Origin of the sequence: Blastococcus jejuensis (assembly GCF_039534705.1) — a bacterium.
In the GTDB taxonomy this organism is placed as follows: Bacteria; Actinomycetota; Actinomycetes; order Mycobacteriales; family Geodermatophilaceae; genus Blastococcus_B; species Blastococcus_B jejuensis.
This window is the reverse complement of record NZ_BAAAVV010000005.1, coordinates 46,953-63,217: the sequence shown is the minus strand read 5'-3', so window position 1 is coordinate 63,217 and position 16,265 is coordinate 46,953. Positions and strand designations below refer to the sequence as shown.

The following is a 16,265-nucleotide window of genomic DNA, read 5'->3' as shown; positions in this document are numbered from 1 at the left end:
GGCGTGGCGTCAGCCCCGTCCGCCGCCCACGGCGTCGCCGAGCGTCCGGGTGACCGCCTGCACGAGCGGGTGGTCCGGCAGGTCCTCGACGGCGACCGGGAGCGGCAGGGACCAGTTCGGCCGGTCCGTCGTCCCCGGCATGTTGGGCCTCCGGACCTCGCCGACGGCGTCGTCGAGCGTCGCCGACAGCAGCGTCGCGGGGGCCCGCGCCAGCAACTCGTGCGCCCGCTCCACCGCCGCGGCGGCCGGGGCGCCCTCGGGGAGCCCCGGCAGGTGGGCCAGCAGCGACGCCCGGCCGCGTTCGAGCTCCTCGTCGGTGCCCGTGCCGTGCTCCCGCTGCTCCTCGACGTCCGAGCCGGTCCACAGCCCGGCGACCGTGGGCAGGTCGTGGGTGGTGATCGCGGCCATCGACGCGGCGGGCCACTCGGCCGGGTCGTCGTCCTCGAACCACAGCAGCCGGTAGGACAGCACGCCGTGCTCGGCCATGGCCTCCCGGACGCCGTCCTCGACGGTGCCGAGGTCCTCGCCGACGACGAGCGCCTGCGCGCGGTGGCTCTCCAGGGCGACGATGTCGAGCAGGTCCTCGGCCGGGTAGCGCACGTAGGCGCCGTCGGCAGCCGTCCCGTCGGAGGGCACCCACCACAGCCGGAACAAGCCCATGACGTGGTCGATCCGCAGCCCACCGGCGCCGGCGATGGTGGCGCGGATCGACTGGACGAACGGCTCGTAGTCGGCGTCGCGAAGCCGCCACGGGATCAGCGGCGGGGAGCCCCAGTCCTGGCCGTGGGAGTTGAACGCGTCCGGTGGCGCGCCGACGCTCACCCCCTCGGCGAGGACGTCCTGCCACGTCCAGGCGTCGGCCCCGCCGCCGGCGAAGCCGATCGGCAGGTCCTGGATGACGGTCATCCCGTCGGTGGCGGCGGTGAACTGCAGCTCCAGCGCCCACTGCAGCCAGGCGTGGAAGGCGACGACGGCGCCGTGCCGCTCGACGTAGGCGTCGAGGGCGGGGCTCCCGGGGCGCCGGAGCTCGGCCGGCCACGCGTGCCAGTCGGCGCCGTGCTCCTCGGTGATCGCCGCCCAGATCGCCCAGTCCTGGAGCGGCTGCCCCTGCTCCGCCCGCCAGCGGCCGAACGCCTCGCCGCCGCCGTGGGCGAAGAAGATCCGCATGAGCACCTCGCGCTTGCGGGCCCAGATCGCGTCGCGGTCGATCAGCGCACCGGCCGACAGCGCACGGCCGGCGTCCTCCTCGAGGTCGACGCCCTCGGCCCCGGGCACCTCGGAGACCCGCAGGTAGATCGGGTTCCGGAAGCGCCGCGTGGCGGGCAGGTAGGGGCTGGCCTCCTGCTGGGCGATGGGCGCGACGGCGTGCAGGGGATTGATCAGCAGGAAACCGGCACCCTGGTCGGCGGCCATCCGGCGCACCGCGCGCAGGTCGGCGAGGTCGCCGATGCCCCAGCTCTGCCGGCTGCGGGTCGCGTAGAGCTGCACGGCCCAGCCCCAGGCGCGCAGCCCCTCGGGCAGCCAGCAGCGGCCGGGGGAGACGATCAGCCGCCGGCGCCGTCCCTCCGGCGTCTGCAGCCAGTGGTAGCCGAGGGGGAAGTCGTCGGGCAGCGCGCCGTCGACGTGCCGGACCTCGCCGTCCTCGCAGACGACTGAGGCCCGGTCGACCTCGAGGACGTCGCCGGGGCGGGCCACGATCGGTGCCCGGTCGTCGAGGTCGGCCGGTGGACGGCCGATGACCGCCCGCAGCCTCTCGATCGTCGCCTCGGCGACCTCGTGCTCCTCGTCGAGGGCGTCGAGCCAGGTGGCGTCGATGCCCCATTCGTCGGTCGTCCGCGCATGTGTCACCGGGCGATCCTCGCCGCGCCGGGGAAAGCCTGCAGCCTCAGGGCCGCGGTCGGGCCCGCTTCGTGGCGGATGCCACTGCGGGGTCCTCCGGCCACGGGTGCCGGGGGTAACGGCCGCGCAGCTCGCTGCGGACGGCGGGGTACCCGGTGGCCCAGAACCCGGAGAGGTCCGCGGTCGTGGCGACGACCCGCTGGGCGGGGGAGAGCAGCTGCAACCGGAGCGGACGTCCGGCGATCAAGGGTGCCTGAGCCCAGCCGAACACCTCTTGCACCCGCACCGAGAGCGTGGGGACGTCCGGATCGGAGTAGTCGACCCGGATCCGGGAGCCCGTGGGCACCTCGACCCGCTCGGGCACGACGTCGTCGAGCTCGCCGGCGACCTGCCACGGGACGAGCGCGCGCAAGGCGGCGACGACGTCCAGGCGGGTGAGGTCGGCGCGGCTGCGGGCACCCGACACGTCGATCGCGGCCAGCAGCACGTCGTCGTCAACGGCCGGCCACGGATCGCCGAGCCCGGCGTGAGCCGCCGCCAGCCGAGCGCGGAGCTGGCGCGCGGCAGGCGTCCAGTGCAGCAGCCCGAGCCCCTCGAGGCGCAGGCCCTCGGCGACGGCGCCGGCCACCTCGGCCGGGTCCGGATCGCGCAGCGGCCGCTCGGCCAGCACGATCGCGCCCAGCCGCTCCACGCGCGCGCCGGCCACGTCGCCGTTGCGCCAAGCCACCTCGTCGCGCTCCACGTGGAGAGCAGCGCCGGCCTCCAGGGCGGTCGCCTCGTCGATCGCGACGGCCGAGCGCACCCGCGCGTCACGGCGGCCGGGGGACCGGTCGGCGACGGCGATCGCCAGCCACGGCGCCCCGGCCAGCGCCGTCCCGGGGGAGAGCTCGGCGCCTGTTCCGGCGGCCATGAGGTAGGTGCCGGTCGTGCCCGGCCGGCGCCGGGCGAGCCGCTCGGGGTGCGCCAGTCCGACCACCAGCCCGGCGGCGGTGTCGTCTGGCAGGCGCGGGGGCGGGGCGTCGGCGGCGGCACGCACGAGCCGGGCCACCTCCTCCCGCCAGCGGGCGGTGGCCCCACGGTCCGCGCCCTCGCGCAGGCTCCGCCAGACAGCGCCGAGATCGTCACTGCGGAAGGACGTGTCACCGGAGAGCAGGGCGACGACCTCGGCCGCCCGTCGGCGGCCGACCAGCGGGGCGCCGTCGAGCAGTGCGCGGGCCAGGCGTGGGTGCACGCCGACGGCGGTCAGCGCCCGCCCTCGTGCGGTCACGCGGCCCTCGTCGTCGACCGCGCCGAGGCTCCGCAGGGTCTGCTCGGCCACGGTCATCGCCGCCGCCGGCGGAGGGTCGAGAAGGGCCAGGCCGCGGCCGCCGGGCGCTCCCCAGCAGGCCAGCTCGAGCGCGAAGGCGGTGAGGTCGGCGGTGGCGACCTCCGGCTCGTCGTGCGTGGGGAGCCGGTCGTGCTCGGCGGCGGTCCAGCAGCGGTAGACCGCGCCCGGTCCCTCCCGGCCTGCCCGGCCGGCGCGCTGGGTGACTGCTGCCCGCGAGGCGCGCACGGTGACCAGCGAACCCAGCCCGCGGGACAGGTCGGCCCGCGGGACCCGGGAGAGACCGGCGTCGACGGCGACGCGAACGCCCGGCACGGTGAGACTGCTCTCGGCGAGCGCGGTGGACAGGACGACCCGGCGGCGGAGCCCGGCCTGGAGCGCGGCGTCCTGCGCCCCGGCCGGGAGCCGGCCGTGCAGCGGCAGCACGTCGGCGTCGACCCCGCTCAGCCGCCCGGCGACGGTGCCGATCTCTCCGGCACCGGGCAGGAAGACCAGCACGTCGCCCGTCTGCTCGCCCAGCGCCCGGCGGACCGTCGCGGCGACGTGATCGAGCAACCGGGGGTCTACCCGGATGCCGTGCGGTGGGTCGACCGGCGAGGACGGCGGGGCCCAGACGACGTCCACGTCGTGCAGCGCGCCGGTGGCCTCGACGACCGGGGCCGCGTCGCCGTCCCCGCCGAGCAACGTGGCCAGCTGCTGCGCCTGGGCCGTGGCCGACATGGCGAGCAGCTGCAGGTCCGGGCGCAGCGCCGCCCGGACGTCGAGACAGAAGGCGAGCGCCAGGTCGGTGTCCAGGTGTCGCTCGTGGCACTCGTCGAGGACGACGGCGTCGACCCCGGACAGCTCCGGGTCGGCCTGCAGCCGACGGACGAGCAGGCCGGTCGTGACCACCTCGATGCGGGTCGCGGCGCTGCGCCTGCTGTCGCCGCGGACGCTGTAACCGACCCGCCCACCCACGGCCTCACCCAGCAGCGAGGCCATCCGGCGGGCGGCCGCCCGGGCGGCCACCCGGCGCGGCTCGGCGACGACGATGCGCCCCGCCAGGGCGCCGGCCAGGGCGAGGGGGACGAGCGTCGTCTTCCCGGTGCCGGGCGGGGCCACGAGCACGGCGGACCCCCGGGCCGACAGCGCGTCCGCCAGCGCGGGCAGGGCGGAGCGGACCGGGAGGTCGGTCCCCGGCGTCCCGGGCGGTGGAAGCACGGGGACCAGTCTCGCCTGCTGCCCTCCTGGCCCGTGGGGGTCTCGGCGCTGCTGACCGCCTCCCAGCTCGCCTACGACGTGCTATCGCGCTGGCCTCCGCGCTGGGCGCCCGGCTCCGCCGTTCCAGGACCGTCCGGGCCGTCGACGGGGTCACCGGGACGACGCTCATCGGGTTCGGCGTCACGCTGGCGGCCTCTCGCTGGCCTGGGCTGAGGTGGCCGCATCCACCCGACCTCGGTAGGCATGACGGATGCCGGTGATCGGATTCCACAACTCGCACGAGCAGGTGCACCCCACGGAGCTGCTGAAGGCCGTGCAGCACGCCGAGGAGGTGGGCTTCACCGCGGCGATGAGCTCCGACCACTTCTCGCCGTGGAGCACCCGGCAGGGACAGTCGGCGTTCGGCTTCTCGTGGCTGGGTGCGGCCCTCGCGACGACGTCGTTGCCGTTCGGGGCGGTGAACGCGCCCGGGCAGCGCTACCACCCGGCGATCGTCGCCCAGGCGGTCGCGACGCTCGGCGCGATGTTCCCTGGCCGGTTCTGGATCGCGCTCGGCAGCGGCGAGGCGTCCAACGAGCACATCACCGGGCAGGGCTGGCCGCGCAAGGAGCTCCGGGACGCCCGGCTGCGGGAGTGCGTCGACGTCATCCGGGCCCTGCTGGCCGGCGAGGAGGTCAGCCACGACGGCCTGGTGCACGTCGACCGGGCGCGGCTCTGGACCCTCCCCGAGATCCAGCCCGCGCTCATCTGCCCGGCGGTCAGCGTGGCCACCGCCCGCGCCGGCGCGGAGTGGGCCGACGGCCTGGTCACCGTGAACCAGCCGCACGACAAGCTGCGCGAGATGATCGCCGCCTACCGGGACGCCGGCGGCCGCGGGAAGCTCGCCGTCCAGGTGCACCTGTCCTACGACCCCGATCCCGACCGGGCCGCGGACCTCGCCTTCGACCAGTGGCGGAGCAACGTCTTCCCGCCGCCGGTGTGCTGGGACCTCGACACCGCCGAGGCGTTCGATGCCGCCAGCGAGCACGTCACAGCGGGCGACGTCGCGACGGTGGTCAACGTCTCGGCCGACCTCGGGCAGCACGCTGCCTGGCTGGCCGAGTACGCCGAGCTCGGCTTCGAGGAGATCTACCTGCACCACGTCGGCCAGGAGCAACGGGCCTTCCTCGACGCCTTCGGGGAGCACGTGCTGCCGCAGTTCGAGGTCGAGATGCCGATATGAGGATCACCGACACCAGCGATCTCTGGTGGAAGAACGCCGTCGTCTACTGCCTCGACGTCGAGACCTACATGGACTGGAACGGCGACGGCATCGGCGACTTCGCCGGCCTCGCCCAGCGCATCGACCACCTCGCCGACCTCGGCGTCACCTGCCTGTGGCTGATGCCCTTCTACCCGACCGCCGAGCGCGACGACGGCTACGACATCACCGACTTCTACGGCGTCGACCCGCGGCTGGGCACGCACGGTGACCTGGTCGAGGTCATCCGGACGGCGAAGGACCGGGGGATGCGGGTGATCGCCGACCTCGTCGTCAACCACACGTCGCGCAAGCACCCGTGGTTCCGGTCGGCGGAGCAGAGCAAGGACTCGCCGTTCCGCGACTTCTACGTCTGGCGCTCCGACCCGCCGCCGGACACCTCGGACCAGGTCGTCTTCCCCGACCAGGAGGACAGCATCTGGACGCTGTCGGAGAAGACAGGGGAGTGGTACCTGCACCGCTTCTACAAGGAGCAGCCCGACCTCGACGTCACCAATCCGCGGGTGCGCGACGAGGTCGCCAAGATCATGGGCTTCTGGCTGCAGCTGGGCCTCGACGGCTTCCGGGTGGACGCCGTCCCGTTCTTCCTGGAGACGGCGGGTACCGACGGCGCGGCGCTCCCGGAGCCGCACGACTACCTCCGGGCGCTGCGCTCGCTGGTCGGCCGCCGGTCGGGCGCGGGGGTGCTCCTGGGGGAGGTGAACCTGCCCTTCGACCAGCAGCTGGAGTTCTTCGGCGGCGCCGACGGCGACGAGCTGACCATGCAGTTCGACTTCATCGGCATGCAGGCGCTGTACCTGGCGCTGGCCCGCGCCGACGCCGGCCCGCTGGTCACGGCGCTCACCGGGCGCCCGGCCCTGCACCCCGACTCGCAATGGGCCACCTTCGTGCGCAACCACGACGAACTCACCCTCGACAAGCTCTCCGACGCCGAGCGCGCCGAGGTGTTCGCCGCCTTCGGACCCGAGGAGCGGATGCAGGTCTACGGCCGAGGCCTTCGCCGGCGGCTGCCGCCGATGCTGGACGGCGACCCGCGGCGGGTGCGCTGCGTCTACAGCCTGCTGTTCTCGCTGCCGGGCACCCCGGTGCTCTTCTACGGCGAGGAGATCGGCATGGGGGAGGACCTCGACGCCGAGGGGCGCCTCGCCGTCCGCACGCCGATGCAGTGGACCTCCGGTCGCAACGGCGGCTTCTCCCCGGCGCCTCCGCGCAAGCTGCCCGGCCCCGTGGTCACCGGCGGCTTCGCCCCCGAGTTCGTCAACGTCGCCGACCAGCGCAACGACCCGGACTCGCTGCTGTCGTTCATGAAGCTGCTGGTCCGCCGGTACCGGGAGTCACCCGAGCTCGGCTGGGGGGAGTTCACCGTGCTGGAGCACCCGTGCCCGGAGGTGCTCGCCCACCTGACCACCTGGGACGACGGCTCACTGGTGGCCCTGCACAACCTCTGCGCGGAGCCCCGCTCGGTGCCGCTGACGCTGGAGGGGTGCGACTCCTCGCACCGGCTCGTGGACCTGCTGCAGACCGGCAGCACGCCGGTGTCGGACAAGGGCACGGTCGAGATCCCGCTGGAGGGCTACGGCTACCGCTGGCTGCGCGTGGTCGCCCAGGACAGCCGCCGTCTGGTCTGAACGGGTGTCGGTCCCCGGAACCGTCGGTGGCCGCTCGTAGCGTCGGCGTGTGCCCCGTTCCGCCGTCGTCGCGCTGCTCGCCGTCCTGTTCGCCCTCACCGGCTGCGAGTTCGAGTGGCAGATCGAGTCCGGTCCGCCGGCTCCTGCGGCGTCGGTGGGCCAGGGCGACGTCCCGGAGGGAACGCTCGACCCGGCGGCCGCCGCGGCGGCGCTCGTGGCACTCCCGGTGGAGGAGAAGACCTCCCTCGACGGGTACGAGCGGGGCTGCGGCGACGGCGAGGGCTGCGTATTCGGGCCGGCCTGGGCCGACGTCGACCGCAACGGCTGCGACCAGCGCAACGACGTGCTGCACCGCGACCTCGCTGAGGTCGAGGTGCGGGAGGGGACGCAGGGCTGCGTCGTCGTCGCCGGGGTCCTGGTCGACCCGTACACCGGGGCGACGGTTCCGTTCGTCAAGGCCGACGCGGCCGAGGTGCCGGTCGACCACGTGGTGCCCCTCGCCGCCGCGTGGGTGCAGGGCGCGGCCTTGTGGACGACGGACGAGCGGGCCGTCTTCGCCAACGACCTGGGCAACCTGATGGCCACGACGCGGGAGCAGAACTCGGCCAAGGGCGACTCGACCGCCGACGAGTGGGTGCCCCCGGATCCGGCCTACGCCTGCTCGTACGCCACCGTCGTGATCACGGTGAAGAGCCGCTACGCGCTGAGCGTGAGCCCGGCCGAGTCCGACGCGCTGGAAGACCTGCTGGCTACCTGCTGACCGGCCGGGCCATGAGGACCGCGACGGATCACCGGGGGCGGGCGTCGCCCCCGGCGCCCGCGCCGATCGTGAGCACGCGCACAGTCTGCCCGGCCGGTCGCCGCACCCCCGGCGCGGCATCACTCTGCGTGTGCGGGCCACCGGGGCGGCGTCCCAGACCGGTGGGGCCACCGCGCCTAGCGTGACGGGCGAGGTGATCAACGATGAGTGAACGCAACGGAACCGTCTCCACGGCCAACCCCGGCACGATGCCGATCGTCATCGGCGGCGACGGCGCGACCGCCGCCACCACCCCGCCCGCGGCACCCGAACAGTCGGTGAGCCCGGTCTCGTCCGAGCCGGCCCCCGAGACCGCGGGCGGTGTGCAGCCGACGGCGCCGGTCACGGTGCGTCCGTCGCCCCGCAGGCCCCGCCGCGGCCCCCTGACGCTGCTCGGGCCGTGGGCCCCCGTGGCCGGCGGCGTGCTCGGCCTGGTCGCCGGGGTGGTGATCGTGCTGGCGCTCGCGGGCTCGGCGGAGAGCTTCGAGGACAGGCTGGCCCTCGCGCTGGTCGTCGTCGGCCTCGGTCTGCTCGGTGTCTCGGGCACGCTGCTCGCCGACGAGGTGCGCATGGTGCGGCATGGCGCCCGGGAGGCCCTCGTGCGACCGGCCCGGGCCGAGGCGACCGCCGGCCTGCTGCACGGCGTGACCCCCGCCCGGCTGACGGTCCTGGTCAGCGCCTTCGTGCTGTTCCTGGCGGCGTACGTCAGCCGCGGCTGACGGGCGGCATCAGCCCGACGATCGCTGATGCCACCGGAGCACGCGCAGGGCCCGCAGGGTGTTCCAGCGGCTGGGCCGCCCGTCGCCGTCCTCGAGGGGGAAGTGCACGGCGCCAGGGTGCGTGTCCTCCAGCAGCCAGGTGCCGTCCGGTTGCTGTCGGTCCCGCACGAGCGCGACCGCCTCGGCCATCCGTTCGTCCGGGGCGCCCCCGGCGTCCCGGAAGTAGTCGAGGGCACGGAGCACGTCGTAGTGCCACCGGGGCGGGAACGAGAACGCCAGGTAGCCGGGCAAGACCACGTCGCCGGTGCTCCTGCGCCGGAACAGCGACCGTTCGAGCAGGTACTCCTCGCCGCGACGTCGGGCCGCGGTGATCTGCGGACTGCCGCCCCCCGCCCGCTCGTGCGCGAGGAGCCCCTCGAGCACGTTGATCGTCGAGTCGAACGACGAGCGGGTCGAGCCCTCCTCGGTCCAGCAGTTCCACCCGCCGTCGTCGAGCTGGTCGTCGAGGAGCCGCTGCACGATCCCGTCGACGTCCGCGCCGAAGTAGGCCCCGACGGCGACGGTCCGCCCGTTGATGCACGCCTCGACCTCCCCGTCGAAGAACGGGGAGCCGTCGTACTCCCATCGGCAGTTCTCCCGCACCAGCGCGACCGTCTCCCGGGCCTGCGTCGAGGCCGGGTCCAGCCCGAGGTCGCGGAGCAGCACCAGCGTGGGCAGGGTCGACGTCCACGGCTGGCCACCCTCACCGGACCATCCGGTGGCCGGGAAGCACGCGCCGCCGGCCCACTGGCCATCCGGGTCCCGCAGCGACAGCATCCGGGCACCCCATCCCTCGGTGGCCACCCGCGCCCGCTCGGCGGCCACGATGTCGGCCGGCGCGTCGGCGAAGTCCCGCAGCGCCTGCCAGCGGATCGCGGGATCGGAGTCGAGCAGCCAGTCGAGCACCGTCATGGGACGGGGAGCCTAGTGACGCGGCACGTCACAGGCAGTAGGGGCAGTCCGCCCCGGCGGCGACCGCGCGCAGGCACTGCAGCAGCGCATCGGGTCGCGCCGTCTTCGGCACGAGGGCGTCGGCGCCCGCGGCGGCGACCACGGGGTGGTCCGCCGGGCCGCTGGTGAACAGGATGATCCGCACGTCCGACCGTGCCGCGCGCAGTGCCCCGGCGGCGGTCAGGCCGTCCATGACCGGCATCGAGACGTCCATGCAGACGACGTCGGGGCGCAGTCGCGCGGTGGCCTCCACGACCTGGGAGCCGTCGTCGCACTCACCCACGACGGTGAGGTCGGCCTCCTCGGCCAGCAGCTCGGCCAGCGTCGTCCGGACCAGCGGGTGGTCGTCGACGACGAGCACCCGGATGTCGCGGTCGCTGCCCGACTCGCCCATGGGTCGGAACAGTAGGGCAGCGCGCAAGAGCCGGGGCCGACGTCCCGGCGGCGGTCAGGTGTAGGCCTGGATGCCCAGGTGGATCGCGAGGCCGAGGCCCGCGAGGGCGATGACGCGGCGCAGCGCGGCCTGCGGCGCGCGGCGCACCACCCACGGGCCGGCCGCGCTGCCGAGCAGGCAGCCGATCGCGAGGGGCAGCGCTGCGGACCACGCGACCGACGCGAAGAACACGTACCCGAGGGCGGCCACCGAGTTGGCCACGCCGAGGATGACGTTCTTCATGGCGTTCCCGCGGGGGAGGCCCTCGCCGGTGCCCAGCAGGAACATCGCCAGCATGAGCACGCCGGCGGCCGCGCCGAAGTAGCCGCCATAGATCGAGATGACGAACGTGCCCAGCGGCAGCCAGCGCGGGTCGCCGTGCGGATGGGCGGCCTGCTCGCGCTCGCCCGCCAGGGCCAGCTCGGCGGGTGGCCGCTGCAGGAAGATGGCCAGCGCTGCGGCGCCGATCAGCCACGGCACGAGCTTCTCGAACGCCTCGGACGGCGTCAGCAGCAGGAGCACGGCCCCGGCGGCCCCGCCCAGGACCGCGGCCACGCCGAGCGGCAGCAGGCGGCGTCCCTGCCGGCGCAGCTCGGGCTGCGAGGCGCTGACCGAGCCGACGCTGTTGAGCACCAGCGCGACGGTGTTGGTGACGTTCGCGGTCACCGGCGGGAGGCCGGTGGCCAGCAGCGCGGGGTAGCTGACCAGCGAGGCCAGCCCGGCGATGCTGCCGGTGAGCCCCGCGCCGATTCCGGCGAGCACGAGCAGGGCGAACTCGAGGACGGTCATGCGCTCATCGCGTCGAGCCTGACACGGGCCGTGGCCCGGGGGCTGGGCGCGGCCGCGTGGATCAGGTCACACCGGAGCGCGCTCAGCCTTCCGGACGCGCGAAGTCGCTCACCCTCGCCCCGCCCGGCTCGAGCTCGCCGAACGACCCGCCGACCACGAAGACCGCGACCGCACCGGTCGGGAAGCCGGCGTCGAGCGCCTGCCGGGCGGCGGGGCTGCCCTGCCCGTCGTCGAGGGCGTGGGCGAGCTCGCCGATCGACGGGTTGTGACCGACCAGCGCCAGCGTCGACACGTCGTCCGGGGTTTCCCGGATCGCGGCGAGCAGCGCCTCGACGGTGTTGTCGTAGATGCGCGGCTCGGTGGTCGGCCGCGCGGCCGATGTCGGCGCCGCCGCTTCCCATGTCTGGGCAGCACGCCGCGCAGGCGAGACGAGCACGCGGTCGGGCACGAGCCCGGCCTGCTCCAGCCACGGGCCGATCGCCGCGGCCTGCCGCGTGCCGCCCTCGGTGGGCGGCCGGTCGGCGTCGACCGCGCCACCGGCGGCCTTGGCGTGGCGGATCAGCACGAGTCGGCGCGGCACCATCGCCCGAGTCTCGCACCCGGCGGGCCTGCGCAGACGCCCATGCAGACCACCCGTCCCACGTCGTCCATGCCGCAGACATTCGGTGCCCCGCTCCTAGCGGCGGAAATGTCGTACCCCCGCCATAGCGTGTCGGTGTGTCTCGGATCTCTGGCTCCTCGACTTTCGAGGGCGTGCTGATCGACTGGTCGTTGGGCCAGCCGGTCGATCCGCCGCAGCTGCCGGTGGGGCTGTTGTCGAAGCGGCAGGCGGCCGCGGAGCTGGCCCGCCGTCAGCGGCGGCAGGCGATGGACGCCGCCTACGAGGCGGACCTGATCCTGCGGCTGGCCGAGCTGACCCCCGACGACGACGACCCCGAGGCCGGCAGCCCGGGGGCGCGCGCGCCGGGCTGGTCGGCCGCCGACGGCGAGGCTTCCGGGGTGAGTGAGTTCTTCGCCGGGGAGCTGGCGCTGGTGCTCAACCGGGGCCGCGGTACCGCGAGGCATCTGCATCACCGGGCGCTGGCGTGGCGGGAGAACCTGCCCGCCACCTACGCGGCGCTGGCGGCCGGCGAGCTGGATGTGGCGCGGGCGGGCGCGCTGGCCGACGTGCTCGGCTCCACCCGCCCGGAGCTGGCCCGGGCGGTGGAGGCGATCCTGCTGCCCGAGGCGGTGGACCTGTCGGTGGCCCGGCTGCGGGCCCGCGCGCTGGAGCTGCTGGCCGAGCTGGACGCTCCCGCCGCCGACCAGCGCCGCGAGCGGGCCAAGCAGACGGCGGACGTGTTCCTGCAGCCCGGCGCCGACGGCATGGCCACCCTGGGCGCGGAACTGTCCGCCGATGAGGCCGCGGAGGCCTACGCGGTCATCGACCAGCTCGCTCGGCTGGCCAAGGCCGACGGCGACGAGCGGCCGATCGCTGCGGTCCGCACCGAGCTGTTCTCGCTGCTGTTGCGCCGCCCCGGCGGGCACGGCCAGCCCGGCGTGGCCGCGCAGCTGACCATCACCGCCACCCTCGATTCCCTGGAGGGTGGTTCCGCGCGGGCGGGGTCGGTGGACGGGCTGGTGATCACCGCCGGGCACGCCCGCGAGCTGCTCGCCCGGATCGGCGCGCTGGGCCTGACCGCCCCCGACGGTGGCAGCCTGACGTTCGCGATCACCGACGGCGGTGGCCGGCTGCTGGCCACCACCACGGTGGCCGAGCTGCTGCGGGTGGCCACGAAGGGCTGCGTGCAGCATCCCGGCGAGGACTGTGCCTGCCCGGTGCTCGGCGCGCCCGGCGCCACCCACGGCTACCAGCCCACCGACCGGCAGCAGACCTTCACCAAGACCCGGGACCGCACCTGCCGGATGCCCAACTGCGGGCAACGGGTCGGCTGGGCCGACCTGGACCACGTCGTCGCGCACTCCTGCGGCGGGCCGACCGCCTGCACCAACCTGTGCTGCCTGTGCCGGTCGCATCACCGGCTGAAGACCTTCGCCCGCGGCTGGCAGTTCGTGATGGAGCCCGACGGCACCCTGCACGTCACCACCCCCTCCGGGATCACCCGCACCACCCGGCCACCGGGCCTGCGCAGACCCCCACCCGAACCACCACCGGACCAACCCGACGACCACCCACCGCCGTTTTAGCTAGTACGACCTCGACCTGGGGTACGGCCGTGAGTGCGACGTATAGCGCCGCCTGTCTGTCCTTGAGCGGCCCATTGAGGGACACCGCCGTCAGTCAGCCGTCCGAAGCGATTCGACGCACGTCGTCGGCGGTCAGCTCGGCCTCGTAGGGATCGGTCATTGAGCCCTTGAGGGACGGGCTTGCCCACTCGATGATCTGCGCCAAAGTCTCGTCGTCGGGGTCGTCGGCCCTCAGGTGTTCGGGCAGCTCAAGCGCGTCGAGCCCCGGGGTGACCACTTTCCGGTCTGGGAGGAGGTAGTAGGCGGTCCAGGCTCGCAGGAAGGCGTTGAGGTCTTCTCCGACCACGCCCATGCATCCGGGCTCGAAGAGCGCACCGATCCTCACCACGACCGGCCGGGCAGCGGCAGCCGGCAGCCATAGGCCAAGCGGGTCTCCGCCACCATCACTTCCGAAGATCGCGACCTCCTCCGGAACCGGCCAATTCCATTCCCGATGAGCCGCCCAGGCGCGCGCGACACTGAGGTCGTCCCCGTTCAGCAACGGCAACAAGGCCAGGTCGCCACCGAGCCACGAGCCCCCGTCGTGTCGCAGGTACAGCTCCCGGAGCCCCCCCGGCAGGCGCCTTTGGACCGCATCCTCGACGGACTCCAAGTCGCCGGGCGACCCCGGCGGCCCTGGCTCGTGGAACCAGGCGGTCGCCCTCCACGCTGCCAATAGACTCGGTCGAGATCGGACATGCGGGGAACGTAGCCGGGACTCGTCGTCTCACTCGTGCGCCTGCATTGGAGCGACGTTGTGTCCCTGAGCTGCCCTCTACGGGGCATTTGGACGCCGCCGTCGCGTCCGCCTCATCAGGCGTGACCGCCAGCTTCCTCTGTCTGCCGACGGCGGCTCATGTGAACGCGGCCAATCACCCGACTCGATGCGAACACGCAGCTTCTCCGCGCCGTCGCGAACGGTGGCATCCGGGTCCGAGCACAGCTCGACGGTGATGGAGGTGGCCGTTCGGACGTCGTCTGTCTTCTGGAGCCAGACGTCGTTCACTGCGTCGCCGAGCCATTCGATCGGCAGGTCTCGCGGGTCGGCTAGGGCGACCGCTTTCGCGACGACCCGCGCTGCCTGGGGCGTACGGCGTTCAAGGAGGGCTTCTGCGGTCTCGTAGGTCACGAACGTGTTGGACTGGTCGAGGAGTAGCTCGAGCAGCAGCTCGTCGACCTGATCGGAGCCGGCCCTTGGCGCAAGTTGTCGGCCGGCCGCGGCTCGATCTTCCGGATGCGATGACTTGGCCAGTCCGTGCAACTCGGCCGTGACGCCATCCTGCCCGTCGCCGCTCTCGGTGATCTCGGGCACCGGAACATCCTCGCTCGCTTGATGCCCCATAGCGGCCCATTTAGGGACGCCACTACCGCCGATGGGCAGCGTCTGGTCTCAGTCCTGGGCTGGCGTCACGGCCTCGAGCCGGGCCTCATCCGCGGTTCCCGCGACCAGCTGTCGTAGTTCTGCCGAGAACCGCTGGAGGCCGCCGTATGAAGTCAGGACCTCCACGCGAGCTTGGCTGCGCGATGACCCCGGATTGATTTCGGGATTGGTCGGAGTCGCTAGGTGCGCCACTACCGCGACCTGCCCCCGCATCCCCAGCGCGACCGTCAAGCCGACGTGCATCTCGAAGGTGTCGTCCGATCCGGTGCCGCCGCTGATGTGGAGCTGAGCGTCACCGAGCGGGTGGGTCAACAGCTGCTCAGCGAACCTCAGCAGCTCGTTGTCACTGAACCAGGCCGACGATGCTCCGGAGAATTGGCGGTACTTCGCCTCAACCCGCAGCTCACCGGTTCCGTCGGTGTCGCGGTCCTCGTACCGAAGCAGCAGGCCGTCCGACTCTTCTCTCACAGCGACGGAGGCTATCGACGGCTCGTCTCCCGACCAGCGAGGGAAAGGGATACGAAGTGTCCCTAACCCGCCGTGTGTCCTTGAGCGGCCCACTACGGGACACCTGAGCCCTCTGCGGTTGAGTCGGCTTACCGTGAGCACATGGGTCGAGACCGAGTCGTTCGCAGTGACAAATTCAACGAGTCACTCGCCAGTCCCGTGCCCGGGTCATCCGCCAGAATGACCGAACCGATCTTGAACCTCGCCCGCGTTGCCGAGTTCACTGACGCCGACGGGACTATCTGGCGTCGGCGCGGCGTAACCCACGTCGATGAGAAGCGGCTGCGGAAGTTGATGCGCGACCCTGCCGTTCGCGTGCTTCACGACTATCTGGGGCACGCCACAGAGGTGCCGTCCGGTGAGCGAGAAGCCTTCCTAGCGTCGGCGCAAGACTTGATGGCCAAGTATCCCAACTCCGACTTCGTCGGATCCGAGTTCAAGAACGACGCCTCGGAGCATCTCCTAGTCATTCACGAGTACTGCTAGGCATGGCAGGAAGTAGACCCCCCCCACCTGTCCTCGGCGAGAAGGCTGCGGCTCGAGTTCTTCCGCGGGACGTTCAAGCGCCTCGGAGCTGCCCATTTAAGGACAGGTGCGGGGCGGGATCAGCACCACGACACCGTGCCGATGCGATCCTGACTGCATGCAACACGGAGCTGGCTCCGACGCGTCCAATCTGCGGGCCCAGGTGCAGGAACGCTGGGGCGATCTTGAGGCTGGCCGCCGTACCCGTTCCGAGATCTCGAGGTGGGCGGAAGAAAGGCTGGAGGACAGCACCCCCGACGAGGAGTTGGTGATCCAAGGGCTGTTGTTTCTTCAGGCAGTCGATCTTGTCACTGCCGACCGGCGGGGAGAGCCGGGAGCGGACACACCCGTTCACGTCGACGATCCGGAGGCTCCCTTTCTCGTCACCGCAGCGGACGTTTCGCGGGGCTTGCAGAGCTGGCTGGAGGAACTGAGCGCATGTGACGCTGATCCCCGCGCGTGGATGAGCAGGTACATGCAACGCCTGATCCGTGACTTCGCGGCGAACCACGGCTTCGAGGACGCACGGTCATTCGCGGACAAGCTGGTAGCTAGCGGCGAGCTGACGGCGCAGGACGCGGCGAGGGCCCTGGAATCAGACGCCGCAGGCGACACGAGCAACGAGATCGGCTCGCCCTAAAGCC

Annotated in this window: 16 protein-coding genes; 7 read left to right on the top strand and 9 right to left on the bottom strand. The window is 73.1% G+C overall.

Annotation, left to right across the window (positions count from 1 at the left end):
• Positions 1-9: 9 nt before the first annotated feature.
• Positions 10-1,848 carry a 4-alpha-glucanotransferase gene (malQ, locus tag ABD644_RS11785; protein WP_344689072.1) on the bottom strand — a complete coding sequence of 613 codons (1,839 nt, stop codon included), beginning with the start codon at positions 1,846-1,848 and terminating at the stop codon, positions 10-12.
• A gap of 37 nt (positions 1,849-1,885) precedes the next feature.
• Complete coding sequence (gene hrpB / locus ABD644_RS11780; RefSeq protein ID WP_344689071.1) at positions 1,886-4,363, bottom strand: ATP-dependent helicase HrpB; 2,478 nt, start codon at positions 4,361-4,363, stop codon at positions 1,886-1,888.
• A gap of 250 nt (positions 4,364-4,613) precedes the next feature.
• Between hrpB and ABD644_RS11775 the strand changes: the two genes are divergently transcribed.
• The 4 genes from ABD644_RS11775 (at position 4,614) to ABD644_RS11760 (ending at position 8,770) form a co-directional block, all read left to right on the top strand.
• Positions 4,614-5,585, top strand: coding sequence for a TIGR03885 family FMN-dependent LLM class oxidoreductase (locus ABD644_RS11775; RefSeq protein ID WP_344689070.1), 972 nt, complete (start codon positions 4,614-4,616; stop codon positions 5,583-5,585).
• On the top strand, positions 5,582-7,252 hold the full coding sequence (locus ABD644_RS11770; RefSeq protein ID WP_344689069.1) for an alpha-amylase family protein: 1,671 nt from the start codon (positions 5,582-5,584) through the stop codon (positions 7,250-7,252). Before ABD644_RS11775 ends, ABD644_RS11770 begins: the two co-directional genes overlap by 4 nt.
• 49 nt (positions 7,253-7,301) lie before the next feature.
• The gene (locus tag ABD644_RS11765; RefSeq protein ID WP_344689067.1) at positions 7,302-8,012 is read left to right on the top strand and encodes an HNH endonuclease family protein; all 711 of its coding nucleotides are present in this window, start codon (positions 7,302-7,304) and stop codon (positions 8,010-8,012) included.
• A gap of 203 nt (positions 8,013-8,215) precedes the next feature.
• Positions 8,216-8,770 carry a hypothetical protein gene (locus ABD644_RS11760; protein ID WP_344689066.1) on the top strand — a complete coding sequence of 185 codons (555 nt, stop codon included), beginning with the start codon at positions 8,216-8,218 and terminating at the stop codon, positions 8,768-8,770.
• A 9-nt stretch (positions 8,771-8,779) separates the two neighbouring features.
• Here ABD644_RS11760 and ABD644_RS11755 read toward each other — a convergent pair whose 3' ends face one another.
• The 4 genes from ABD644_RS11755 to ABD644_RS11740 all read right to left on the bottom strand — a co-directional run bounded on the left by ABD644_RS11755 (position 8,780) and on the right by ABD644_RS11740 (position 11,565).
• Positions 8,780-9,721 (bottom strand): prenyltransferase/squalene oxidase repeat-containing protein, encoded by a 942-nt coding sequence (locus ABD644_RS11755; protein ID WP_344689065.1) that lies wholly within the window; start codon positions 9,719-9,721, stop codon positions 8,780-8,782.
• Positions 9,722-9,749: 28 nt separating this feature from the next.
• The gene (locus ABD644_RS11750; RefSeq protein WP_344689064.1) at positions 9,750-10,154 is read right to left on the bottom strand and encodes a response regulator; all 405 of its coding nucleotides are present in this window, start codon (positions 10,152-10,154) and stop codon (positions 9,750-9,752) included.
• 54 nt (positions 10,155-10,208) lie between these two features.
• A complete protein-coding gene (locus ABD644_RS11745; RefSeq protein ID WP_344689063.1) occupies positions 10,209-10,982 on the bottom strand; it encodes a sulfite exporter TauE/SafE family protein in 774 nt (257 codons plus the stop codon).
• 82 nt (positions 10,983-11,064) lie between these two features.
• Positions 11,065-11,565 carry a SixA phosphatase family protein gene (locus ABD644_RS11740; RefSeq protein WP_344689062.1) on the bottom strand — a complete coding sequence of 167 codons (501 nt, stop codon included), beginning with the start codon at positions 11,563-11,565 and terminating at the stop codon, positions 11,065-11,067.
• 134 nt (positions 11,566-11,699) lie between these two features.
• Here ABD644_RS11740 and ABD644_RS11735 point away from each other — a divergent pair, with 134 nt between their 5' ends.
• Entirely contained in the window at positions 11,700-13,169 is a 1,470-nt protein-coding gene (locus tag ABD644_RS11735) for an HNH endonuclease signature motif containing protein (RefSeq protein WP_344689061.1), read from the top strand.
• A gap of 94 nt (positions 13,170-13,263) precedes the next feature.
• On the opposite strand, the gene ABD644_RS11730 is transcribed toward ABD644_RS11735, so the two are convergent.
• The 3 genes from ABD644_RS11730 to ABD644_RS11720 all read right to left on the bottom strand — a co-directional run bounded on the left by ABD644_RS11730 (position 13,264) and on the right by ABD644_RS11720 (position 15,057).
• Positions 13,264-13,821: an SMI1/KNR4 family protein gene (locus ABD644_RS11730; RefSeq protein WP_486303488.1), complete on the bottom strand. Its 558-nt coding sequence runs from the start codon at positions 13,819-13,821 to the stop codon at positions 13,264-13,266.
• A gap of 162 nt (positions 13,822-13,983) precedes the next feature.
• Positions 13,984-14,520, bottom strand: coding sequence for a hypothetical protein (locus ABD644_RS11725; protein WP_344689058.1), 537 nt, complete (start codon positions 14,518-14,520; stop codon positions 13,984-13,986).
• A gap of 78 nt (positions 14,521-14,598) precedes the next feature.
• Positions 14,599-15,057 (bottom strand): hypothetical protein, encoded by a 459-nt coding sequence (locus tag ABD644_RS11720; RefSeq protein ID WP_344689057.1) that lies wholly within the window; start codon positions 15,055-15,057, stop codon positions 14,599-14,601.
• Positions 15,058-15,276: 219 nt separating this feature from the next.
• Between ABD644_RS11720 and ABD644_RS11715 the strand changes: the two genes are divergently transcribed.
• Together ABD644_RS11715 and ABD644_RS11710 are read left to right on the top strand one after the other, a co-directional pair.
• On the top strand, positions 15,277-15,582 hold the full coding sequence (locus tag ABD644_RS11715) for a hypothetical protein (RefSeq protein ID WP_344689056.1): 306 nt from the start codon (positions 15,277-15,279) through the stop codon (positions 15,580-15,582).
• A 157-nt stretch (positions 15,583-15,739) separates the two neighbouring features.
• Positions 15,740-16,261: a hypothetical protein gene (locus tag ABD644_RS11710; RefSeq protein ID WP_344689054.1), complete on the top strand. Its 522-nt coding sequence runs from the start codon at positions 15,740-15,742 to the stop codon at positions 16,259-16,261.
• Positions 16,262-16,265: the final 4 nt, after the last annotated feature.

What these genes read in the sequence shown, in the direction of transcription:
- ABD644_RS11710 (WP_344689054.1), top strand. Translation starts at nt 15,740, where the DNA reads ATGCAACACGGAGCTGGCTCCGACGCGTCCAATCTGCGGGCCCAGGTG.
- ABD644_RS11775 (WP_344689070.1), top strand. Translation starts at nt 4,614, where the DNA reads ATGCCGGTGATCGGATTCCACAACTCGCACGAGCAGGTGCACCCCACG.
- ABD644_RS11745 (WP_344689063.1), bottom strand. Translation starts at nt 10,982, where the DNA reads ATGACCGTCCTCGAGTTCGCCCTGCTCGTGCTCGCCGGAATCGGCGCG.
- ABD644_RS11755 (WP_344689065.1), bottom strand. Translation starts at nt 9,721, where the DNA reads ATGACGGTGCTCGACTGGCTGCTCGACTCCGATCCCGCGATCCGCTGG.
- ABD644_RS11770 (WP_344689069.1), top strand. Translation starts at nt 5,582, where the DNA reads ATGAGGATCACCGACACCAGCGATCTCTGGTGGAAGAACGCCGTCGTC.
- ABD644_RS11750 (WP_344689064.1), bottom strand. Translation starts at nt 10,154, where the DNA reads ATGGGCGAGTCGGGCAGCGACCGCGACATCCGGGTGCTCGTCGTCGAC.
- ABD644_RS11715 (WP_344689056.1), top strand. Translation starts at nt 15,277, where the DNA reads ATGACCGAACCGATCTTGAACCTCGCCCGCGTTGCCGAGTTCACTGAC.
- ABD644_RS11740 (WP_344689062.1), bottom strand. Translation starts at nt 11,565, where the DNA reads ATGGTGCCGCGCCGACTCGTGCTGATCCGCCACGCCAAGGCCGCCGGT.
- ABD644_RS11760 (WP_344689066.1), top strand. Translation starts at nt 8,216, where the DNA reads ATGAGTGAACGCAACGGAACCGTCTCCACGGCCAACCCCGGCACGATG.